Below are 19,819 nucleotides of genomic sequence, written 5' to 3' on the forward strand. Positions count from 1 at the left end.
CCTTCAGGGCGCCCTGCGGAACCGGTATTACCTGTACGTAACGCCGATTACTCCTGCTATTTTCCTCGATTATTCCACTTTTGCCCAAATAACTGGATTTTCTAACGCTAATGTCGCCAAACTAGCATATTTTCATCCTGCTACGGGCAATTAGCTGGAGTTCCTGCCGCTATTTCGCTTCCTGCCACTGAGTAGCGCAGATTAACGGTAGTTTTTCCATCTATCTATCCATAACTGTAACTGTCTACAATGTATCGACGGGCCCACCAGTTCCCTTGGCGCACAGGCTAGCTGGGCAGGCTACAGTAGCGCGGCAGATACTTACCCATACAAAAAAAGGTACCCACAGTCTGAACACTTTTTCATAGTGTACAGACTATGGGTACCGGTGTAAGCAGATGACTCTGCTCAAGGATAGCCCCTTTGTTATAGGGACATGCGGTAGATGTTAACAACATCCTCGCGTGTTAACTTCTTGAAGTTTCCGAAATCGCCGTACACCATGGCTTTGTCAGCCATCAGCTCAATCGTCGAATCGTCGATGTCGTAATCCGCGAGGCGGCTTGGCGCACCGATGGAGTTAAGGAATCCGCGAAGCTCCGCGATACCTTCCTCGGCTACCTGGCGGTCCGTTTTGCCTGTGGTTGTAACGCCAAAGACGCGCTGCGCGAACTGCTTATACCGCGCTACATTGGCATCTAGCGTATAGCTCATCCAGTTCGGGAATAGTATGGCAAGGCCTCCGCCGTGCGGGATATCATGAACAGCTGACACCGCATGTTCTAGATTATGCGTCGCCCAATCGCCGCGAACTCCCATGCTAAGCGTCCCGTTCAGCGCCATGGTGCCGCTGTACAGAATTGTCGCGCGGCTCTCCAGATCAGTGAGATCCTGCAGCAGGCGAGGCGCCGTATCGATCACGGTCCGAAGAATCGTTTCACAGAAGCCATCTTGAAGAAGTGTGTTATCAACATGATGGAAATATTGCTCAAATACGTGTGACATGATATCGACCATACCGTATACGGTTTGATTTTCAGGCAAGGAGGTTGTGTGAGCAGGATCGAGAATCGAGAATTTCGGGAAGGAGAACGGGCTGCCCCAGCCTAGCTTCTCTTTGGTCTCCCAATTGGTAATAACGGAGCCGGAGTTCATTTCTGAGCCCGTTGCGGCAATCGTAAGCACGGTGCCCAGCGGCAACGCGCCTGTTGCGGAAGCTTTGCGCGTCACGATATCCCAGAAGTCGCCCTCATACTTGGCCCCGACAGCAATCGCCTTGGCACAGTCAATTACGCTGCCTCCGCCTACGGCGAGGATCAAGTCGATGTTCTGAGTGCGGCACATTTCAACACCGCGGTGGACCGTTGAGAGTCTTGGGTTAGGCTCAACACCACTCAGTTCGAAAATCGAAGCATCTATGTTCTTCAGCAAGTGAACAACTTTGGTATAAATGCCGTTCAGTTTAATGCTTCCGCCGCCATAGACGAGCAGCACGTTTTTACCGTATTTGGGTACCTCTGCAGTTAATTTCTCGAGTGTCCCCTCTCCGAAATGCAGCGTGGTTGGATTATAATAAGTAAACGTATTCATCGAATTACCTCCTCGAAATCATCTATATCAAGTCTTACCCTTATATTGTATAGAAAGAAACAGCAAAAAACAAAATTAGCAGGACGAAGGCACAAAGCCAGTTCCAGCTTAAAGAAAGGCGCCAACTAGYATAGTGGAAGAAGGAGTTAATAGGATGATTCTAGAAATTCTAAGGGGTAGGATTCCATTTTCAGGGAAGTGATGGCCAGGTGTTTAAAACCCGAAGATCTGATCACATTTTGGAGATCGCTTATAGCTGTGTTCGTTGGTTTTTTGTGCCAACTTCAACGATTTTATTCCTGAAATACTACCACCATACGACGAGGGATCTGATCCTATTTTGCACACTTTTCACCGTGTCGGTTCTATATATGGGGTTTACGGAGTATGTTCTGCATCGCACTTCAATTAATTCTGCGCTGTATCGGTATGTTACGAGACTTGGCGTATTCATGGACTACATTGCTTTTTTTCTGATCATTTCTCTGACCGGCGGCACGCACAGTCCGCTCTATCCGATTGCTTATCTCATTATCTTGCACGCTTCACTCTACTGGAGCTTTACAGGGGCTATGGTAGCCACATGCATGACGATTATCGGCTATATCAGCGTAATTTTCCTGGTGGACGGCGGTTTCATAGATGAGGATTTGCCGCGGCATTTGTTTAATTTTGCTTTTCTCATCATGATCGGTGTGATTGGCGGTATTATTGTGGCACGGGAGCGTAAGCATTTTGTGGAGAAAGGGATTTTCGAGAATTTAGCTAAAAAAGACTATCTGACGGGGCTCTACAATCACCGCAGCTTTCAAGAGCAAATTAGGGAAACGATTACTAAGAGACGGTATTTCTCATTGATTATGGGGGATATTGATTATTTCAAAAATATTAATGACCGATATGGTCATCAAGTCGGGGATGCTGTGCTGCGGGCGATCGGGCGTTTATTTGACGACATCATTCCTAGTAGCCAAGGCAGTGCTTTTCGCTATGGCGGTGAGGAGTTTGCCATTATTCTGTTTACGGATGAGCGGCACATCGCGAGTGAATTGATACATCAATTCAGGGAGAAGCTGAAAGCACTGGAGTTCGGCTCGGACGTGGAGAAATTCCATGTGACGATGAGTTTCGGAGCGACGATTCGTGTGAAGGACCAGAGGACGGCGGAGCTCATGGCAGCCGCGGATACGCTTTTGTACACAGCTAAAGAGCAGGGCAGGGACCGCTTAGTTTGGGGCTAGCTTGAACGATCTGAACCAATAGGAGGAATTATTGTGGCAACGTTAACGCCTTATTTTTATAGCAGAAATGCCAGAGAACAGTCGGATTTTTATGTAAAAGCGCTTGGTGGTGAGATCATTAGCCTGCGTACGTTCGCAGATATGCCGGGGGCTGATGAATCGATGAAGGACCGTGTGCTTCATTTGGAGTTGCAGGCACTTGGCCTACGCTTTTTCATGGCGGATGTAGGTACGGAATCGGTGGATAGAGGTAATGGTATGGATTTGACGCTGGAATTTAAAAGTGAAGATGAAGCGAGGCGTATTTTCGAAGCGCTATCCGAGCGAGGTACGGTGATAATGCCCTTGGAGCGCATGTTTTGGGGCACAATGTTCGGTCGCCTTGAAGATCCATTCGGAGTAATTTGGCAGATTTCAACAGAGGCATAATCATAATCGCTGAGCCCCTCTACGTCCACGGACCGATTCGTTCCTGTTTATATTCCGTTTAAAATACAGGTGTATGATCCTTTTAGCAAAGAGATACTGAAGAGATCATTCCCATGACGGATGTACACTAATTCGATCGGGTAAAGGAGTAGAGATACATGGCAGTTACAAGGAAAGAAGCGCCTAAGAGCGCGAGCAACTGGCGGGGATTTATGCGCTTGATTCTGCAGGCGAATCCGCCCAAGCTTCTTCTAGGCATAGCACTAGGATTAAGCATTATTTCAACATTGGCAGGGCTAGTCATACCGTTATTTACGAAAAATGTGGTCGACAGCTTCTCGATCGACAACTTGAACTGGATGCAGATTAGCGGTATGGCGATCGCTTTCGTCGGCTCAGCTGTTGCCTCGGGCATCTCGGTTTACTTATTGAATCACGCGGGACAGAGCGTTGTGGCCGGCATTCGTGAGCGACTATGGAAAAAGCTGCTCGTGCTGCCGGTTCGCTATTACGATAACAATCAGACAGGCGATACGATTTCCCGGATGACCAATGATACTGCTGTGATTAAAGGGTTAATCGCTGAGCATATGTCAGGGTTCGTGACAGGCATTATTTCAATCATTGGTTCGATTGCGGTTCTCTTGTATATGGACTGGAAAATGACGCTCATTATGTTCAGCGTATTCCCGCTGGCCTTCCTCCTCCTATTTCCGCTGGGGCGGCAAATGTTCAAGATCTCCAAAGGCATGCAAGCTGAGACGGCAAGTTTCACTTCTGTGCTGAATCGTGTCCTCTCCGAGATCCGCCTGGTGAAGGCAGCGAATGCAGAGCCCGTGGAGTATCAAGAAGGTAGCTCAGGGATTCAAAGGCTCTTTAAATTCGGGCTTCGTGAAGGTAAAATTCAAGCATTAATGGCGCCGCTTGTTACGTTTGTTATGCTGATGTTGTTCGTTGTGCTGTTCGGATACGGCGGTACGCGGGTAGCCTCAGGCGCCATAACTGCGGGTCAATTAGTGGCCTTCATGCTTTATTTATTCCAAATTGTCATGCCGATTACGCAGATCACACAGTTTTTCAATCAGTCGCAAAAAGCAATGGGAGCAACCGATACGATTCTCAAAGTCCTTGATCATGAAGAAGAAGACCCGCATGCAGGAGTGCCTGTAGCGAATGCTTCACAGTCAATCCGTTTCGATCAAGTGACCTATGGCTACAAAGAAGGGGAGTCCGTCCTCAAAAACGTCAGCTTCACGATGGAAGCAGGCAAAGTGACGGCGATCGTAGGGCCGAGCGGAAGCGGGAAAACGACAACGTTCTCCCTGCTCGAGAGATTCTATACACCGCAGAAGGGCTCCGTTACCTTAGGGACCGATCCTATTGATCAGTTCTCGCTTATTTCCTGGCGCAGCCAGATTGGATATGTTTCACAGGAGAGTCCGCTTATTGCAGGCACAATCCGGGATAATATTTGTTATGGGCTGCAGCGTGAAGTGACGCTGGAAGAGCTGAAGCGGGCTTCGCAGATGGCTTATGCGGATACATTTATTGAAGAGCTGCCGCAAAAGTATGAGACGGAAGTCGGCGAGCGCGGTATTAAGCTGTCGGGCGGACAGCGGCAGCGGATTGCGATTGCGCGAGCTTTGCTGCGCGATCCGAAGATCTTGATGCTGGACGAAGCGACATCCAGCTTGGACAGCAAGTCCGAGGTTGTGGTGCAGCAAGCGCTGCAAAACCTCATGCAGGGAAGGACAACGCTGGTCATCGCGCATCGCTTATCGACGGTGGTGGATGCTGACCAGATTATCTTCCTGGATAAAGGTGTAGTGACAGGAAGCGGCACGCATCAGGAACTATTGGAGTCCCACGACATGTACCGCGAGTTTGCAACGCAGCAGCTCCAGCTGCAGGAGCAGCTTTCCGCGGACTCGGGTTTGCTGCCAGAGGAGGCGCTGGCTTCCGCGGAGGCCCCTTCTCATAGATAACAATGGCCGGTGTGTATCCGGCCGATATCCAAAAGGGTTGAACAGACGAAATCTGTTCAACCCTTTTCTTTTTCTAAGCGGCGAAGTTCAAGATTCTCTTTCATCAAGGCGGCGATATTCCGCTCATTCTCCTTATTTAGAGCCTCTAACCTTTGGATGACAAGCTCTTGGCGTTGTGCCGGATGGTTTTGGCTTAATTTAGCTTTGCCCTCCATGTCCGTTATGTGGATTTTGAAGCCTTGAATGCCTTTGTTTAACCCGGCCAAGTAGGCGGAATCTACGGCTCCTAAATCATAGGGGCTACCCGGTTCCTCATATTTGGCAATCAAACTCTGCATGGAGGACATCACTTCCTGCTCATCGTCGATGAGCTCGGCTTGCCCGTATACATGAACAGCGACGTAATTCCATGTCGGAACGGAGTCGCTAGTTTCGTACCAGGAGGGGGAAATGTAGCTATGTGGACCCTGAAAAATAACCAGAACCTCCTGCTGCGGCAGATCCCTCCATTGTGGATTCGGACGTGCGACATGTCCATACAAGCATTTATTGTTGCGATCAAGCGTAAGTGGCAAGTGGGTGGCGGAATGGCGGTTGTCATGCTGAGAAATCAGGGTCGCAAAACCATTTTGTTCGATAATAGCGTACATAAGGTCTTCATCTTTTATTTTAAAATGGGAAGGGATGTACATGTTTGTTTCTCACCTGCTTTTTAAGTTTAACGACATTATACCAATGGTGATGGTCTGTACATAGTGCCAATTTTGACGGGAAATGGTGTACCACTATGCTCATTACATTCAAACTAGAGAGGAACTATAGGGCGTTATTTGAGCTAAATCGGCAATATTTGGCCACAAGGGGAACTGTAGGATCTTATTCGCTTTCCATACGCAGTATTCCATCCTAAAGCAATGAAATAAGGGACCACAGTTCCCCCTGATCTGCCATAAGCCGAAATGGAGGGAGAATAGAGGATCATAGTTCCGACTGTGCTTGTTTTCAACTAGCTACACTACTTTTCATCCTATTGCTTGGATTCGCTCAAAGGAGGAAAAGCACGTTTGTCGAATAAGTAAAGTAGAATTCAAACGATAATCTGGAGGGTTGCGTTAATGGATAAAGTGCGGTGGGGAATTATTGGTTGTGGGGATGTAACCGAAGTTAAAAGCGGCCCGGCTCTTCAAAAGGTGGCAGGCTCTGAGCTCGTTGCTGTCATGCGGCGCAATGGCGCGCTAGCGGAAGATTATGCGAGAAGGCACGGCGTGGCCAAATGGTATGATGATGCGAATGCGCTCATTCATGATCCGGATGTCAATGCTATTTATGTGGCGACGCCACCTGGTCATCATCATGAATACACGTTGATGGCGGCTAAGGCGGGTAAGCCCGTTTATGTGGAGAAGCCAATGGCTAGGAATCACGGGGAGTGTCTGGAAATGATCGCCGCGTGCGAGGAGGCTGGGGTGCCGCTATTCGTTGCCTATTATCGCCGAGGCTTGCCAAAGTTTGTTCAGATTAAAGAACTGCTGGACAGCGGTGCTTTGGGGGAAATCCGGTTTGTACATACATCTTACCTGCAAATGCTCAGAGAGGATCAGGGTCAGGAGCTGCCGTGGCGCTTGCAGCCTGAGCTTTCGGGAGGTGGACTTTTCGTAGATTTGGCTAGTCATACACTGGACATTCTGGACTATTTGCTGGGGCCGATCGGCGAAGTCAAAGGCTTTGCTCGCAATCAGAGTGGGCAGCTTCAGGTTGAGGACATCGTGACAAYGGCTTACGCGTTTGAATCGGGCGTGATGGGGACGGGAATTTGGAGCTTTAATAGCTTCAAACGCAGTGATGTGAATGAGATTGTCGGAAGTCTCGGCAAAGTAACATTTTCGACATTTGGTGGGGATCTTCGCGTGGAGACGGCGGATGGTCAGGTACAGGAATTTACGATTCCGAATCCGGCGCATGTTCAGCAGCCTCTGATTGGGATGGTTGTGGATGAGCTCAGAGGCACGGGCCAAAGTCCTAGTACAGGACGGACAGCCGCACGGACAAATCGGGTCATGGATGAGATGCTTCGCGACTTTTATAGGGAGAATCAGCTCTAATCTCGACCATATATGAACAGCGTTGATAAAACGATTGACGGAAACACGCGAGCCAATTAAACTATGGTAAATTAGAACTACAGCTTGGATACCAATCAGCGCCTTCACACTTTGGCGAGCAAAAGCGTTAAAGTGGTGAGCGAGCAATGGATTCAAGTCAACCCAATGGGAAAAAAGAGAGGGGTAATTAGGTTGAAAAAGAAAGCACTTGCATCACTTGTATTATCAGCAGCTCTTATGGTTGTAGCAGGTTGTGGTCAAAAGGCAGCAACAACGCCAGCGGCAGGCGGCGCATCAACAGCTCCAGCAGCAACGGCAGCTGCGGCAAAGACATACAAAATCGCGATTACGCAAATCGTGGAACATCCTTCTTTGGATGCAACTCGTCAGGGCTTTTTGGCAGCGCTTAAAGACGCTGGTATCGTAGAAGGCACGAACCTGAAGGTTGACTACAACAATGCGCAAGGGGATCAAACGAACAATTTATCCATCGCGCAAAAAATTGCTTCCGCAGACAATGACCTAGTCCTAGGTATTGCAACACCTTCCGCTCAAGCAGTCGTACAGCAAGTGAAGAAAGCACCAATTTTGTTCGCAGCCGTAACAGATCCGCTTGCAGCTAAAATCGTAACGAATGTAGATAAACCGGGCGGTACAGTTTCCGGAGCATCAGATACAAACCCAATGGCGGTCGCTCAATTGATGGATTTCGTTGCAGCTAACATGCCAAAAGTGAAAACGGTTGGACTTGTTATCAACGAAGGTGAGCCAAACGCCGTGATCATGGCGAAAAATGCTGAGCAAGCATTGGCGAAAAACAACATCAAGCTTATTAAGGCGCCAGTAACGAATACATCAGAAGTGAAGCAAGCTGCTCAATCCCTTGTGGGACGCGCAGACGCATTCTTAATCACACTCGACAACACAGTTGTTAGCGGTGTAGACGGCATCATTCAAATTGCTAACGAAAAGCACATTCCGTTCTTCTCCAGTGACCGCGATACCGTGGAAAAAGGAGCTTTTGCAACGGTTGGCTTCAAATATTACGATCATGGCTATCAAGTGGGTCAAATGGCTGTTGATATTTTGAAAAATGGGAAAAAACCAGCAGACATGAAAGTAACGGTTCCTGATAAGCTGGATCTGATCTTGAACTTGAAAGCAGCGAAAGCGCAAGGCGTTGAAGTGACTGATGCGATGAAAAATGCTGTGAAAGACAAAGAGAAAAACATCATTCAGTAAGGTTTGGGGATACAAAAGGGGTGGACGTCACTTTCGTTCATCTCTTTTTTTCTCCCGTCTGACCTGAGGGATGGGTATTGTTTATTTTTAAACTAGGAGGTTGTTACAACATGATGGATTCCATGAACGGTGCTGTCGAGCTGGGGCTTCTTTATGCCCTGATGGCACTTGGTGTCTATATCACTTTTCGGATACTCGATTTCCCTGACTTAACGGTGGACGGGAGTTTTACGACTGGCGGTGCGATTGCGGCTATTATGATTTCGCATGGCTACTCTCCGGTGCTCGCTTGTTTGGCTGCTTTTGCAGGTGGACTAGCCGCTGGGGCTTGTACGGGATTGCTTCATACGAAGGGGAAAATTAACGGGCTTTTGTCTGGTATCTTGATGATGATTGCTTTGTATTCGATTAATATGCGGATTATGGGAAGGCCTAATATCTCGCTGCTTGGCGCGGATACTATGTTCACGTCCATATCTCCGATCGCGGTAGGGTTCATTGTTGTGATTTTGTTTAAACTGCTGCTGGATGGCTTCCTGCATACCGATTTGGGGCTGTCGTTACGTGCAACTGGCGATAATGCTCGCATGATTCGCAGCTTTGGATCAAATACAGATAATACCACAATCTTAGGTGTCAGTTTATCGAATGGATTAGTAGCGCTTTCTGGTGCGATGATTGCTCAGCAATCCGGTTTTGCCGATATTTCTATGGGTATCGGGATGATTGTCATTGGTTTGGCTTCCGTTATTATCGGGGAAGCGATCTTTGGCTCCCAGAGTGTGTTCCGAGCGACACTTGCGGCAGTACTTGGCTCCATTGTGTACCGCATCGTGGTTGCATTGGCGCTGCGTGTGGAGTGGCTCAATGCCTCTGACTTGAAACTGATAACAGCGATTATCGTTATTATCGCGCTTGTGCTGCCATCTGTGCAGCGGTCTATCCGGCAAAAGGCAACGGCCAAACGCCGCTCTGCTGAGCTCATCGCCCGCGCTGTGCAAATGAATAAGGGAGGTGGCCGCTGATGCTTAAGCTCTCGAATGTTTCCAAGCTTTTTAACCCGGGTTCAGCCGATGAGAAGATCGCGTTGATCGGCATTAACTTAACCTTGAAGCCCGGCGACTTCGTCACGGTCATCGGCAGTAACRGCGCCGGCAAATCGACGCTGATGAACATCATCTCTGGCGTGATGACGCCAGATGCCGGCGAAGTGTCCATCAGTGGTGAGACGATCCACCACCTGCCTGAATACGAGCGCAGCCGCTGGATTGGCCGCGTCTTTCAAGATCCCATGGCGGGGACGGCTCCTCGAATGACCATCGAGGAGAATCTCGCCATGGCGTATACCCGCGGCAAGAAGCGCGGGCTTAGCTTCGGCACCAACGCGCGTCGACGCGCGTTGTTCCTGGAACAGCTGCAGCGCCTGGGCATTGGCCTGGAGGACCGTCTGCGCGCGAAGGTGGGTCTGCTCTCCGGCGGAGAGCGCCAAGCCCTCAGCTTGCTGATGGCGACCTTCACCCAGCCGCAGATTCTGCTGCTGGATGAGCATACCGCCGCGCTTGATCCTGCGCGGGCGGAGCTGATTACACGATTGACCGAGGAAATCGTGCGCGAAATGAAGCTGACCACGCTCATGGTCACGCATAACATGGAGCAGGCGATTCGTCTGGGCAACCGCCTGATCATGATGGACAAGGGCCGCATCATCCTCGATGTGAGCGAGGAGCGGAAGAAAGACCTCACCGTGGAGCAGCTGCTCGGTGAGTTCGAGCACATCAGCGGCAGTAAGCTGTCGGATGACCGCGTGGTGCTGGGTTAATAAGAGAAGCCTTCAGTGCAAGGAGTTATTCCTTGGCTGAGGGCTTTTTTATTTTATTAATTATAGTGAATCGTAGCTGTGCCACCCATATAGAATTAGTTACTCCAAGTGACGAAGATACAGCAAATGTGCCTGTTAGAGAGAATGGTGCGAGCGGAGGAAGATAAACAATTTAAAGAGAATCGGTGCTATTGCCACCGATGGGATGGGCTACTCCAACTAACAATGATGCAGCAGAAGTGCTTGATAGAGAGAATGGTGCGAACAGAGGAAGTTAAACAATTTAAAGAGAATCGGTGTTACTGCGCCGATGGGATGGGCTACTYCAAGTAACGAAGATGCAGCAGAAGTGCCTGTTAGAGAGAATGGTGCGTGCAGAGAAAATTAAACAAGTAAAAGAGAATCGGTGCTACTGCACCGATGTGGGAGGGCTACTCCAAGTAACAAAGATGCAGCAGAAGTGCTTGTTAGAGAGAATGGTGCGAGCAGAGGAAGTTAAACAAGTAAAAGAGAATCGGTGGAGTGGCTACAGCTGATAAAAGTCATCAAATCGTTGTATAAAGTACAACTTAGCACCACATCCAAGAGCCAACAAGTCCAAAGAAGCCGCCTCGCAACGAAATAACAAGGCTCAAACCCACATCCAGATGCCAGCTAAAAAGAAAAGTCCCTGCCCGCTGCATATTAGCAGCAAAAGCAAGGACTTATCATATTATTTAGCTGTTCCAGGCTTGATTACAGCAGCAATCGCAGCAGGAGATTCTTTCTCAATCGGGCGTTTGCCGACGAACAAGCTGAGCGGCAGTGCAACCAGCACGATGAACGTAGCTAGTAAGTACACATCGTTCACGCTCATTGTAAAAGAGTGCGTACCGATAACGGCCTTGTCCGCAATCCCGCTCGCAGCAAGCTCTTGCGAGTGCGTCGCGGTTTGGGACGCCAGAACGGAGGTGAACAGTGCGATAGCAAAGGAACCAAAAACATTGCGCACCCAGTTGCTCATGGATGTTGCATGACCGGACAGCGTGCGCGGAATTTGCTCCATACCGGCGTTGCTTGCTGGCATTGTTGCAAAAGCAATCCCGACGTTACGCACGATCATCCAGAATACGATATAGCCGCGGGATACGTCGACACTTAACCAACTAAGTGTTAATGTGCCTATTGCGATCAAGGAAATCCCGGTAAACAGAAGAATTCGCGGCCCCAGAATGCTGTATAGTTTACCTACAATCGGCATGCAGAGCGCCATAGCAAGAGAAGCTGGCAGCAGGATCAAGCCAGTATCAAGCGGCGTTACATGCTGAATATTTTGCAGGAAAATAGGTGTGAGGAAAGTTCCCGAGTACAAGCTGATGGTAACAATACTAGAAATGATAAGCGTCAGAGAATAACGCGTATTAGCCAAGATGCGAACATTCAGCAAAGGAGAATCTGCCTTCAGCTCTCTCCAAATGAAGAGACCAAGCATGATGATACCTCCTGCGAACAAGCCGATGACACGGCCTGATGTCCATCCCCAAGAATGGCCTTGAGAGAAAGCCACGAGCAAAGAGAGACTTCCGAGGACGACGGTGATTAAACCGATCGCATCGAACCTTTTTGGCACAGAAAGACGGTAGAATGGAATTAGCTTGAAAACGAGAAAAATAGCAATAAGCCCAACGGGCACATTAAGAAGGAATAACCAGTGCCAGCTCCAATTCTGCAGAAGCCAGCCACTCAGAGTCGGCCCGATGGCAGGAGCCATCATAGCGGATAAGGACCATAGGGAAATCGCAATAGGCTGCTTGTCACGAGGGATGACCTGGTACACGATAGTCATCGTCGCCGGCATAATGAGCCCACTGAAAGCCCCTTGGATAATACGGAAAGCAATAAGGGAAGAAGCATCCCATGAAATTGCGCATAATAAGGAAAAGACAGTAAATCCAACTAGAGCCAAAGCGTACAGACGCTTATAACTGAATCGCTCACCTAAGTAACCGGTTATAGGGGCAATTGTACCGCTTGCGAGCATAAATCCTGTGATCGTCCATTGGATTTTACTCAAATCAGCATGAAAATGTTCACTCAAAATCGGTATAGCAATATTAATTGTACTCATACTCAAGATCGAAACGAAAGATCCGAAGAAGATTGCAATCATAATGGGCCAGAAACGAATCTGTTGTAAATCATCCTTACTCACTTGATACCTCCACTCTCCATTGATCTTACTCGCCGGATTCTCTATAATTTGAATGAAAATCATCATACTACCAAAGCGGATATATGTCAATTATGACATAACAAGGAGTTCCTATGAATACCCTTTCCTATGGCTTGCTCAGCCTACTATCTAAAGATTCCCGAACGGGCTATGAGCTTATGCAGCATATTCAGCCTTTTTGGCCAGCAAAGCACAGTCAAATATACCCACTCCTTGCTCAGCTAGAGCAGAAGGGGTATGTGGAGTTTGTACATGTTATCCAGTCGGATAAGCCGGATAAAAAAGTATATTCACTAACAGGAGTTGGGCTAAAAGCACTTCAGGAGTGGATCGGGCTGCCTACAGACCCGCCAGTAACTCGTGATGAATTTGCGCTGAAAGTATACTGCATTGGCCTCGTAGATAAAGAAGAGGCAATGAAAATGCTGCTTGAGCGCGAGAGCTATTATAAAGGAAAGAAAGAGGGCTTTAGAGAGAGCTTTGAGAAGGTCAAAAGACTTAGCGATAAACCGCTTGAGGAGTTAGGGATACATGACCGCTTGTTCGGAAATTATGTCCTAATAAGGAAAGCTACGCTCAAAGTAGACGCAGACCTCCAATGGTGTGAGTGGATGAAGTCAAAGCTGAAATAACGAAAGAATTAATGCTTCGCTGTTGCCGCGGTGCTGTTCAGACCCCGAAAAGCCCGATAACGGGCTTTATTTTTCCCCTATTTTTAGGCAACGCCCTTCAGTGACCARGCTCTTGAATGACGGTTTGAATCTTCTGGAGGCGGATGTATTCCGATTTCTCCAGCTGGGGACGGAAATAGGCGTACAAATACGCAGCGTCATGGAATTCCAGGCCGGGGTAGCACACAACTTCCTGAACAGCCTGTGGGTTATCCATGATGACCTGCCATTCTCCCGTGCGTTCCGCCGGTGAAATGGTCGATAGGACATGTTTCTTCGCGGCTAAAGTAGCCTCCAGCTCGACCCAAACGCGTTCCCACGACGGACTGAATTGTACCGGCTCAGGAAATAGGCGGCTAGCTTTGGCGAGCGCCTGCTCTAGGCCAGGGATGTCCGCATCTGTGGCTGCTTTGATTGCCTCAGTTAAGCCGTCCAGCAGGCGGCGAAAGCCAGCATAACCCTCGGAGCATACCTCTTGCTGATAAGCAGCTTCGGCTTCGGCACTTTGAATCATGGAAAACTGGGCATACGTGTTCGTTATCATAAGGTGAGATCCCCCCAAAACAGATACTTTCTCCAAAATGTATCACAATTTTTTTGCCAAAAAAAGCCCTTACATCGTAATAGGCCTTCATTGGTTTAAATTCAGTTTATAAAAGTGCCTTATGCTAAAATAAATTAAAATTAGACCTTACATGAAGCGAGGCTGGATATAAAAATGGCTCCAATCCTGATCGTAGATGATGATCCTTATATTCGCGAGTTGGTCCGCGTCTTTATGCTGAACGAAGGCTTCGATGTCGTTGAAGCTTCAGACGGCGCGGAAGCGCTCAAGCTGCTAGAAACCGTCCAAGTCGACATGGTGATTATGGATATCATGATGCCGAATATGGATGGCTGGGAGCTCTGCAAGGAGCTGCGGGAGCACTATGATATACCGCTGCTCATGCTTACCGCCAAAGGCGAAACTTCGCAGAAGGTCAAAGGCTTCGAACTGGGCACCGATGATTACCTCGTTAAGCCTTTCGAGCCCGTGGAGCTTGCGATGCGGGTCAAAGCGCTGTTGAAGCGCTATAAAATTGCTGCATCCCAAACGGTTCAAGTCGGTGACCTCAGCATGAACAAGAAAACCTATGAGGTAACCGTCGGGTCCGAAAGTTTGACTTTGCCGCTCAAAGAATTCGAACTGCTCTATAAGCTGGCGAGTTATCCCGGGAAAACATTTTCGCGCGACCAGTTGATTGAGCAGATCTGGGGCTTCGATTATGAAGGCAATGAGCGGACTATCGATGTGCATATCAATAGGCTCCGTGAACGATTTCCAGAGGAGCGGCACGCTTTTCGCATTGCGACGATTCGGGGGCTAGGTTACCGGATGGAGGTACTGCCATCATGAACAGGAAAGCGCGGAGGAAAGATCACAGAAGTCGCGGTCAGCGTGTACGCGGCACTTTGTTCGGCGTAGGTTTTTTTCTGCTCATCATTCTGTACTGGCTGGGGGCCTTTTACGGCACAGAGTGGATTTACACGCATATCAATAAACGGCCAAGTGAAGTGATCGTTCAGCTTATAAATTGTATCACCGGAATGTTTCTTTGGGGTGTCACTATGACTTTCTTGGGCAGGTTCTTCCGCAGCGAGCAGATGAAGTTTTTTAAAACCATGATTGCGGCGATCCAAAGCATGTCCAGAGGGGATTTCAATGTGTCCGTTGACAATAATCCGCATAATGGCCCTTTTGTAGAACTGGTTGATTCCATCAACAACATGGCGGTAGAGCTAGGCCAATTGGAGAAAATGAGGCAGGAATTCATTTCTAACGTGTCTCATGAAATTCAATCCCCGCTGACTTCCATCAGCGGCTTCTCACGAGCGCTACAGAACGAGACCATCACGCTAGAGGAACGCAAGCATTATTTGGAAATTATTGAAGCCGAAAGTACACGTCTTTCCAAACTGAGTGATAACTTGCTCAAATTATCGTCATTAGAGTCCCAACATCACCCTTTTGAGCCGAAAAGTTACCGCCTAGATAAGCAGATCCGCAATCACATTCTTGCCTGTGAACCGCAATGGATAGAGAAAAACATCGAAATGGACATTGATCTGGAACCCGTTACCCTATCGGCGGATGAAGACTTGCTGAGTCAGGTGTGGACGAACTTAATTCATAATGCGGTCAAATTCACGCCCGTTGGCGGCATAATAGGTGTCCATGTTGAAAGTACCCGAAAAGAAGCCATCATCCGAATATCCAATAATGGCGCTAATATATCTGAGGAAGATTTGCCGCATATATTTGAACGTTTCTACAAAGCAGATAAATCGAGGAATCGAACCTCTGGGGGCAACGGGTTAGGACTATCGATCGTGAAAAAGATCATTGATATGCATGCTGGAACTATATCCGTAGAGAGTAAACCGGAGAAGAAGACGACTTTTATCGTTCGGTTGCCGTTGCAGGAGTCTTAGAAGGGGCACAAATAGAGACCCCCGCTTATCAGTGATAACCGGAGGTCTCTAAGTTTCATACATGGTATTCAATTGTCCCTACACACACTCCAATCAAACCAACTTCCGTTGAAATTACGACTTTACCTGTTACGGATCCTTTCCTCGAATAAACGCTGTTCACATTTACCGCCTCTGGATTCCCACATGCCCGATGAACGTTACTCGTTCCCGCACCTTTTCTTCCGTCGTTTGAAGGAAAAGTGGGCATGTTTCGCTAACATTGTCCATTGGACTATCCCCTTCCTAAGTTGAGAATATCCTGGCTACTCTTGGGGGTCCTTACCAGCTGTAAGGCTTGTCCTTCAAGTGAGCCTAAACCAACTATAGTCCATTATTAAAATATTGTAAATATTCAGAATATTTGCTAAAAAGCGATTATTACCGACTATTGCAGTGTTTCCTTTGATTTCCTTCGAATTGCGTAGTTTTTGTAAAGGTTATGAAGTTCTATTTCGTTTGGATCAATTGAAGCAGCTTTTTGGGAGCTGTTCGGGCATACCCTTCCGTGATTAAGTCGGTCATTTCCGACCAAGGAACTAGATCCATGTCGAGAATCGACACCCAACCGTGCTGACCGATATAGGCCGTTCTACGATAAGGTGTATCCTCCTGCTGGAGGAGAAATTCTTGTGTCGTCATATTAGTCTTGATCGCTGTGGATGGTTGACCATCCGTTTCTCCCATCATGACGAAGGGTTTGTCCTTCACACGGAAGGTCACATGGCCAAAGCCGTCGATCTTCTCCACGACTTCAGGCAGCTGCTCGCAGAATGCTCTTACTCTGGCAACGCCTTCTAGGCCTTTGGCGGTTACAAATTGATGATGTGTCATGGATGGAACACCCCCCTTATGCTTGAAAGGATAAATGGCGGGAAAATCCTTTGAATCTAGTGCCTTGATAAGTCAGTATTCCCTGATCTCCTTCAACGATATAACCAAACTGATCCCGCCCGACGCGTAATTCTAATCTTTGGCGATCCTCAAATTCAAATGTAGCATAATAGCTCGTATTAGCACTGGAATCCCCGGAACCTCCACTAACCTGCATTCTTTTGGCTACAACTTTACAGGTTAGGTTTTGGATAGGGGAAGCGTTATTGGCAGACCAGGTGATGAATCCTTTGATAATGACAAATAAAATAAAGCCGCCAATAAGCACCGCTACAATCGTAAAAATCAACATAAAAAGGTCTCCGCTGCTCTGATTAGGAAAGGGTCCTGTGTTAAAACCTGTTGACATAACAATCACTCCTCAAAGTTTCGTAGTAAATTCCCGGACTTTTTTAGAGGAATCTTTTGACGAATCGATACCCGGTTTCATGAAAACCAAGCGGTTGTTTCGCTTTTCGGCTATCCTCATTGTTCTCGGAACCTGTAATCCACCACATTCCGGAACAAGCGTGCTCTTGGGTCAGCTGTTCGGCATAACTCTTTAACTTATCCGCAGCTGCTTGGCAGCTGTTCGCTTCTTCAACGGAAATGACGGAGATTTCGCTAAACTTCACAACGGCATCGTCCGCTTGGCGAATACGAAAACCTAGAGTCCCTAGAATTTGGTTCTCTTCTTCGTATACATAGAGGGATTCATCGGGATTGTCGCGTATAAAATGCAACCTATTCTCAATGTGCAAAGGGGAAATCATCTTGCCTGTCCGTTTGGAAACAAAATTGCTGATTTCTTTCGTATCTTGGGGTTGTGCTTCTCGAATGATATACGTCATTACGGGCCTTCTTTCTGTGATCCTATGATTCTACTAATTATACCATATATTGGAACATGAGTTCTACATTTGCATAAAAAAACCCGCTTAAGGGCGGGTTGAGAGTCACGAATGACCAATTATGCTTGCTCATGAATTGTGTTCAATGTTGTACGGTCGCTCGCTTGCACGAGCTTGATGAGCAGTTCTTTCGCTGCAGCATAGTCATCGACGTGAAGAATCGACGCGGAAGTATGGATATAACGCGCACAAACGCCGATCACGGCCGAAGGAATGCCGGTACCTTGCACGTGCACCAATCCGGCATCTGTACCGCCTGCCGAAATAAAATATTGATACGGGATCTTATGCGTCTTCGCCGTATCCAGAATGAACTCGACCATCCCGCGATGGGTAATCATCGTAGGGTCAAAAATGCGCAGCAGCGCTCCGCGCCCCAGCTGCCCAAAAGCATTGCGGTCGCCGGTCATATCTCCGGCGGCACTGGCATCCAGCGCGTAGAACAAGTCCGGCTGGATGAGATTCGCTGCCGTGCGTCCACCGCGCACGCCAACCTCTTCCTGTACGGTAGCGCCCGCGTACAGGACATTCGGGAGCTTCGGCCCGCCGTGAAGCTCCTTCATCAGTTCAATCGCCAGGCCTACGCCGTAGCGATTGTCCCAAGCTTTGGCCATAATCCGTTTCGGATTGGCCAGGGGTGTGAACGGGCAGATGGGTACAATCTGCTGCCCGAGCTTGATGCCGATGGCGAGTGCATCGGCTTTATCTTCTGCGCCGATGTCAATGTACATCGTCTTGATGTCTGCGGGCTTGCTGCGTGCCGCTTCGTCCAGCAAGTGCACGGGCACGGAGCCGATCACGCCGATGATCGGCCCTTGCTCGGTCATAATCTGCACGCGCTGGGCGGGCAGTACTTGGCTGAACCAGCCGCCGAGGGGCTGGAATTTGATGGTGCCGTGCTCGGTGATGCCGCTAACCATGAAGCCAACCTCGTCGAAATGGCCGGCAACCATGATTTTGGGGCCAGCCTCGTCACCACGCAGGATGCCGAACAAGCTGCCGAGGCCGTCTTGGACGAACTCGTCCGTATATTTCTCCATCTCACCGCGGACAAACTTGCGGATCTCTCGTTCGAAACCAGGAGCTGCCTGGAGTTCAGTCAATGTTCGGAAAAGCTCTAACGTTTCAGTGTTCATTGGAAATCCTCACTTTTTTTGCATGATTAGGTAGTGCGATAAACTTTATTTTACCATAACAGAAAAATAAATGAGATTTAGGCTGAAGGCATCTTTACAAAACTAATGATCTTAGTTATTATACTAATATAAATAATAAGCGGGAGGCGTTCAGAATGAAAGTAACGAAAATCGGTTCATTGTATCAGGTGGCTTTTATGCCGAGATTTTTTCCGGTGAATTGTTATTTGGTGGAGGAAGAAAACGAGTTGACGCTTGTTGATACGGCGCTGCCATTCAGTGTAAAAGGCATTCTTCAGGCTGCAGCGAGTATCGGTAAACCAATCACCCGTATCGTGCTTACTCATGGGCATGGCGACCATATTGGGGCGTTAGATGGCTTGAAAAAAGTTCTGCCGCAGGCGAAAGTTTATATTTCGCGAAGAGATGCCAAGCTGCTGGCGGGCAGCAAGGAACTGGAGGCCGGTGAACCGAATTCACCGATTAAAGGAGATGTTCCGAAGTCGGTGCAGACCAAGCCGGATGTGCTGTTAAAAGATGGCGATCTCGTAGGCTCGCTGCAAGCTATTGCCTCTCCAGGGCATACACCGGGATCGATGGCTTTCCTGGATGTACGCAGCCGTGCGTTGATTGCTGGTGATGCTTTTCAAGTGCGCGGTGGAGTAGCGGTTTCTGGTTTGATGAAGTTTTGGTTTCCGTTCCCGGCTATGGCAACATGGAACAAAGAAGTATCGCTGGAGAGCGCCCGCAAATTGAGACAGCTATCTCCAAGTCTTCTTGCAGTCGGACACGGCGTAATGGTTGAACAGCCGCTTGCGGTGATCGACCGTGCTATCGCGGAAGCAGCCCAAAAGTTTCAGATGACGGCAGCAAACATTTAGATAAAAGGGACGGGAACATCCATGGCGCAACGACAAGGACTAGACGCAGAAAACGTGCTGCAAGCAGCTGTGGAAATGGCTGATACGCAAGGTGTCGAGGGCCTAACATTAGCAGCACTAGCAGCCAAATTGAACGTAAAAACGCCGTCGCTTTATAACCATATTAAAGGTTTACCTGATCTTCGGATGCAGCTTTCCCGGCGTGGACTGCTGCTT

General features: G+C 48.4%; 20 protein-coding genes. 12 read left to right on the forward strand and 8 right to left on the reverse strand.

The window, feature by feature from the left end; translation table 11 throughout:
- Positions 1-426: 426 nt before the first annotated feature.
- Complete coding sequence (locus AC1DUA_RS00085) at positions 427-1,590, reverse strand: iron-containing alcohol dehydrogenase (RefSeq protein WP_477497782.1); 1,164 nt, start codon at positions 1,588-1,590, stop codon at positions 427-429.
- 209 nt (positions 1,591-1,799) lie between these two features.
- Here AC1DUA_RS00085 and AC1DUA_RS00090 point away from each other — a divergent pair, with 209 nt between their 5' ends.
- From AC1DUA_RS00090 to AC1DUA_RS00100, 3 genes are all read left to right on the forward strand, one after another.
- Entirely contained in the window at positions 1,800-2,831 is a 1,032-nt protein-coding gene (locus AC1DUA_RS00090; protein WP_477497783.1) for a GGDEF domain-containing protein, read from the forward strand.
- Positions 2,832-2,864: 33 nt separating this feature from the next.
- Positions 2,865-3,260, forward strand: coding sequence for a VOC family protein (locus AC1DUA_RS00095; protein WP_477497784.1), 396 nt, complete (start codon positions 2,865-2,867; stop codon positions 3,258-3,260).
- A 158-nt stretch (positions 3,261-3,418) separates the two neighbouring features.
- Positions 3,419-5,245, forward strand: a complete 1,827-nt coding sequence (locus tag AC1DUA_RS00100) for an ABC transporter ATP-binding protein (RefSeq protein WP_477497785.1) — start codon at positions 3,419-3,421, stop codon at positions 5,243-5,245.
- A gap of 56 nt (positions 5,246-5,301) precedes the next feature.
- Here the strand turns inward: AC1DUA_RS00100 and AC1DUA_RS00105 are convergent, their stop codons facing one another.
- Positions 5,302-5,937: an FMN-binding negative transcriptional regulator gene (locus AC1DUA_RS00105; protein ID WP_477497786.1), complete on the reverse strand. Its 636-nt coding sequence runs from the start codon at positions 5,935-5,937 to the stop codon at positions 5,302-5,304.
- Positions 5,938-6,360: 423 nt separating this feature from the next.
- On the opposite strand from AC1DUA_RS00105, the gene AC1DUA_RS00110 reads away from it, so the two are divergent.
- The 4 genes from AC1DUA_RS00110 to AC1DUA_RS00125 all read left to right on the forward strand — a co-directional run bounded on the left by AC1DUA_RS00110 (position 6,361) and on the right by AC1DUA_RS00125 (position 10,408).
- Positions 6,361-7,347 carry a Gfo/Idh/MocA family protein gene (locus AC1DUA_RS00110; RefSeq protein ID WP_477497787.1) on the forward strand — a complete coding sequence of 329 codons (987 nt, stop codon included), beginning with the start codon at positions 6,361-6,363 and terminating at the stop codon, positions 7,345-7,347.
- Positions 7,348-7,539: 192 nt separating this feature from the next.
- Positions 7,540-8,589 (forward strand): ABC transporter substrate-binding protein, encoded by a 1,050-nt coding sequence (locus AC1DUA_RS00115; protein ID WP_477497788.1) that lies wholly within the window; start codon positions 7,540-7,542, stop codon positions 8,587-8,589.
- 110 nt (positions 8,590-8,699) lie between these two features.
- On the forward strand, positions 8,700-9,614 hold the full coding sequence (locus AC1DUA_RS00120) for an ABC transporter permease (RefSeq protein ID WP_161407011.1): 915 nt from the start codon (positions 8,700-8,702) through the stop codon (positions 9,612-9,614).
- Entirely contained in the window at positions 9,614-10,408 is a 795-nt protein-coding gene (locus AC1DUA_RS00125) for an ABC transporter ATP-binding protein (RefSeq protein ID WP_477497789.1), read from the forward strand. The genes AC1DUA_RS00120 and AC1DUA_RS00125 overlap by 1 nt, the downstream gene beginning before the upstream one ends.
- A 712-nt stretch (positions 10,409-11,120) precedes the next feature.
- On the opposite strand, the gene AC1DUA_RS00130 is transcribed toward AC1DUA_RS00125, so the two are convergent.
- Positions 11,121-12,599, reverse strand: coding sequence for a DHA2 family efflux MFS transporter permease subunit (locus AC1DUA_RS00130; protein WP_477497790.1), 1,479 nt, complete (start codon positions 12,597-12,599; stop codon positions 11,121-11,123).
- Between the two features lie 113 nt (positions 12,600-12,712).
- Here AC1DUA_RS00130 and AC1DUA_RS00135 point away from each other — a divergent pair, with 113 nt between their 5' ends.
- A complete protein-coding gene (locus AC1DUA_RS00135) occupies positions 12,713-13,252 on the forward strand; it encodes a PadR family transcriptional regulator (protein ID WP_477497791.1) in 540 nt (179 codons plus the stop codon).
- Between the two features lie 97 nt (positions 13,253-13,349).
- On the opposite strand, the gene AC1DUA_RS00140 is transcribed toward AC1DUA_RS00135, so the two are convergent.
- Complete coding sequence (locus AC1DUA_RS00140) at positions 13,350-13,835, reverse strand: hypothetical protein (protein WP_477497792.1); 486 nt, start codon at positions 13,833-13,835, stop codon at positions 13,350-13,352.
- 174 nt (positions 13,836-14,009) lie between these two features.
- On the opposite strand from AC1DUA_RS00140, the gene AC1DUA_RS00145 reads away from it, so the two are divergent.
- Both AC1DUA_RS00145 and AC1DUA_RS00150 read left to right on the forward strand, forming a co-directional pair.
- A complete protein-coding gene (locus AC1DUA_RS00145) occupies positions 14,010-14,687 on the forward strand; it encodes a response regulator transcription factor (RefSeq protein ID WP_477497793.1) in 678 nt (225 codons plus the stop codon).
- A complete protein-coding gene (locus AC1DUA_RS00150; protein ID WP_477497794.1) occupies positions 14,684-15,763 on the forward strand; it encodes a sensor histidine kinase in 1,080 nt (359 codons plus the stop codon). The genes AC1DUA_RS00145 and AC1DUA_RS00150 overlap by 4 nt, the downstream gene beginning before the upstream one ends.
- Before the next feature lie 489 nt (positions 15,764-16,252).
- Here the strand turns inward: AC1DUA_RS00150 and AC1DUA_RS00155 are convergent, their stop codons facing one another.
- The 4 genes from AC1DUA_RS00155 to AC1DUA_RS00170 all read right to left on the reverse strand — a co-directional run bounded on the left by AC1DUA_RS00155 (position 16,253) and on the right by AC1DUA_RS00170 (position 18,722).
- Entirely contained in the window at positions 16,253-16,636 is a 384-nt protein-coding gene (locus AC1DUA_RS00155; RefSeq protein WP_477497795.1) for an MmcQ/YjbR family DNA-binding protein, read from the reverse strand.
- 16 nt (positions 16,637-16,652) lie between these two features.
- Positions 16,653-17,045 carry a DUF2500 domain-containing protein gene (locus AC1DUA_RS00160; protein ID WP_477497796.1) on the reverse strand — a complete coding sequence of 131 codons (393 nt, stop codon included), beginning with the start codon at positions 17,043-17,045 and terminating at the stop codon, positions 16,653-16,655.
- Positions 17,046-17,088: 43 nt separating this feature from the next.
- Positions 17,089-17,526, reverse strand: a complete 438-nt coding sequence (locus tag AC1DUA_RS00165; protein ID WP_477497797.1) for a GNAT family N-acetyltransferase — start codon at positions 17,524-17,526, stop codon at positions 17,089-17,091.
- 119 nt (positions 17,527-17,645) lie between these two features.
- A complete protein-coding gene (locus AC1DUA_RS00170; RefSeq protein ID WP_477497798.1) occupies positions 17,646-18,722 on the reverse strand; it encodes a M42 family metallopeptidase in 1,077 nt (358 codons plus the stop codon).
- 155 nt (positions 18,723-18,877) lie between these two features.
- Between AC1DUA_RS00170 and AC1DUA_RS00175 the strand changes: the two genes are divergently transcribed.
- Together AC1DUA_RS00175 and AC1DUA_RS00180 are read left to right on the forward strand one after the other, a co-directional pair.
- On the forward strand, positions 18,878-19,603 hold the full coding sequence (locus AC1DUA_RS00175; protein WP_477497799.1) for an MBL fold metallo-hydrolase: 726 nt from the start codon (positions 18,878-18,880) through the stop codon (positions 19,601-19,603).
- Positions 19,604-19,624: 21 nt separating this feature from the next.
- On the forward strand, positions 19,625-19,819 hold a 195-nt coding region (locus AC1DUA_RS00180), incomplete at its 3' end, for a TetR family transcriptional regulator (protein WP_477497800.1).

The organism is Paenibacillus sp. 01T422, assembly GCF_056398785.1.